The following is a 2,048-nucleotide window of genomic DNA, read 5'->3' as shown; positions in this document are numbered from 1 at the left end:
TCCGGCGGCGAGTTCGGCGTGCGCGGCTATGTCGCCGCCTATGATGCCAAGGACGGCAAGGAGCTGTGGCGAACCTTCACCATTCCGGGCGAAGGCGAGCCGGGCCATGACACCTGGCAGGGCGACGACTGGAAGAACGGCGGCGGCTCGGCCTGGATGACCGGCAATTACGACAAGGAGACCAAGACGATCTATTGGGGCGTCGGCAACGCCGCGCCATGGCCGGGCGAGACCCATCCCGGCGACAATCTCTACACCTCCTCGGTGCTTGCGCTCGATCCGAGCACCGGCAAGATCAAGACCTTTCACCAGTACCACCAGAACGATTCCTGGGACTGGGATGAGGTCGAGGCGCCGATGCTGATCGACCTGCAACGTGATGGCCGCAACATCAAGAGCCTGGTCCATCCGGGCCGCGACGCGATCTTCTGGGTGCTCGAGCGCACGCCGACCAAGATCAACTATGTCGCCGGCTGGCCGTTCGTCTCGACCGACGTCTGGAAAGGCATCGAGCCCGAGAGCGGCAAGCCCATCGTCGACCCCGCGCACAAGCCGGTGGTCGGCAAGCGCGTCGAGTTCTGCCCGTCGCTGTGGGGCGGCAAGGACTGGCCGTCGGCGGCCTACAGCCAGAAGACCGGCCTCGTCTACGTGCCCGCCAACGAGAACTTCTGCGGCGGTTTCACCGGCGAGAAGGTCGCGCTCAAGCCGGGCGAGCTCTGGCTCGGCACCAAGCCGGAAGACATCGGTCTGAAGACGAAGCCGGGCGCGGATCATTTTGGCGAGCTGCAGGCCTGGGATCCCACCACCGGCAAGAAGGTGTGGCAACACAACTTCCCGAAGTCGCAGCTGTTCGGCTCGGTGACGGCGACCGCGGGCGATCTTATCTTCGTCGGCGGCACCAATGACCGCAACTTCCGCGCCTTCAACGCCAAGACCGGCGAACTCTTGTGGGAGCAGAAGACCAACTCCGGCATCATGGGCATGCCGGTGTCCTATGAGATCGACGGCACCCAATACATCGCGATCCAGTCGGGATGGGGTGTCGACGCGCAACGCATCCAGGACGCGCTGGTGACCAACAACATCGGCATCGAAGCCAACGTGCCGCAAGGCGGCGTCATCTGGGTGTTCGCGCTGAAGAAGTAGCTCCGCGGGCGGATCGAAAGAGGCGGAGCAGCAGGGGGGTGGCGAATGCGGCGGACGGCAACGTCCGCCGCATTTCTTGCGTGTATGGTGACGCGGCCATGACGGTGTGGCACCGTCGGTTTGCAGCACCTCAGAGCAGCACTACTTGCCCTGACGCTCCACCTTGTCCTTTTCCTTCTGGTTCATCTCCTGAATCTTGGGATCCGGATTGTGCTGTCCGGTGGTCTGGGTGGTCGAGGCGGGCGGGGCGTTGGTGTTGGGCAGCGAGTTCTGGTCCGGCGCGGAGGGGCGCGTCGCGGTGGCCGGCGGCGTCGTGTTGCTCTGGGCGAATGCGCCGGAGGCCGTCAAAAGAAAAGCGCTCGACAGCAACGAGACTGCGAGCGCCCTTGAGATATTTGTCATCGATCTGCTCCTGTCAGATCGATGGAAACGGCGCGAGACCGCTTGTGTTCCGTCTCGCGCCTCTGTTCCGTCTCACGCCTCCAATTGCTTGCCGATCGGGAGCGTGCGGATGCGTTTTCCCGTCGCAGCGAAGATCGCGTTCATCAGTGCCGGCGCGAATGGCGGGACACCGGGCTCGCCGACGCCGCTTGGCGGCGTGTCTGATGCGGGCGGCACGATGTAGACGTTNNCGTCCTTGAAGGTGATCTCGCCGTATTTGGCGAGGCTGAGCCCCATGATCGCGGCGCCCTCGATCTGGGAGGCGATGCGTTCGGGGTTGACATAGGTGCCGCAATCGATCGCGGTGTCGACCCGTGGCACCGTCAGCTTGCCCTTGTCGTCGATGGCGACCTCGACGATGGTCGCGATGTAGCTGACGAAGCTGCGGTGCACGGCAATGCCGAGACCGTGGCCCTTCGGCACCTGACGGCCCCATTCGCCCTTCTCGGCGACCAGCTCGA

3 protein-coding genes are annotated in these 2,048 nt (G+C 64.3%); 1 reads left to right on the top strand and 2 read right to left on the bottom strand.

Translation table 11 applies throughout. The annotated features are described in order from the left end of the window. A partial coding sequence (locus AABA86_RS33870) for an outer membrane protein assembly factor BamB family protein (RefSeq protein ID WP_338309833.1) occupies window positions 1-1,146 on the top strand: 1,146 nt, incomplete at its 5' end. Window positions 1,147-1,287: 141 nt separating this feature from the next. On the opposite strand, the gene AABA86_RS33865 is transcribed toward AABA86_RS33870, so the two are convergent. Continuing rightward, a complete protein-coding gene (locus AABA86_RS33865; protein ID WP_338309832.1) occupies window positions 1,288-1,548 on the bottom strand; it encodes a hypothetical protein in 261 nt (86 codons plus the stop codon). Window positions 1,549-1,620: 72 nt separating this feature from the next. After that, window positions 1,621-2,048, bottom strand: a 428-nt coding sequence (locus AABA86_RS33860; RefSeq protein ID WP_338309831.1) for a molybdopterin cofactor-binding domain-containing protein, incomplete at its 5' end; no start/stop codon positions are given.

The organism is Bradyrhizobium sp. TM233 (genome assembly GCF_036247965.1).
Taxonomy (GTDB): Bacteria; Pseudomonadota; Alphaproteobacteria; order Rhizobiales; family Xanthobacteraceae; genus Bradyrhizobium; species Bradyrhizobium ottawaense.
The sequence above is the reverse complement of the archived record's forward strand: the minus strand, read 5'-3'. Positions and strand labels throughout refer to the sequence as shown.